The organism is Sphingomonas sp. Sph1(2015) (assembly GCF_001970915.1).
Classification (GTDB): Bacteria; Pseudomonadota; Alphaproteobacteria; order Sphingomonadales; family Sphingomonadaceae; genus Sphingomonas; species Sphingomonas parapaucimobilis.
The window spans coordinates 1-368 of record NZ_MQUI01000142.1; the positions used below are offsets into that span (position 1 = coordinate 1).

The following is a 368-nucleotide window of genomic DNA, read 5'->3' on the forward strand; positions in this document are numbered from 1 at the left end:
ATTGCCAGGGTCGCGGGCGACTGGCCTGCCAGTCGGTGGGACGAACTCATGCCCTGGAACTGGATGCCCCCGGCAGATCAGCCGACCGCACAAGCTGCGTAATCTGCGGCCTCCACGCCGCGCTTACCCAGATTGCGACGTTCGCCGGTTGAGCTAACAACGGCAGCTTCTGCCAAGAGCTGCCGTTTGCTCGACGTGAACCCGCCTGGAAGCTATGTGCCCTAAATTCAGCCGTTCAGCCGTAAGCGCTGTTAACGCACCACGCGGGCGGCGTATGCCCATGGCATGAGGTCGCCGAGTGCATTGATGCGGTGGCCGCCCGCAAGGCGCTTGAGAGTGTCGGTCAGCCAGGCCTGTGGGTCGACGCG

The 368-nt window shown here is 64.1% G+C and carries 1 protein-coding gene; it reads right to left on the minus strand.

Translation table 11 applies throughout. The features are described from left to right. Positions 1-251 precede the first annotated feature (251 nt). Positions 252-368: transposase domain-containing protein (locus tag BSZ14_RS18925; protein ID WP_139330359.1), on the minus strand; the 117-nt coding region annotated here is incomplete at its 5' end.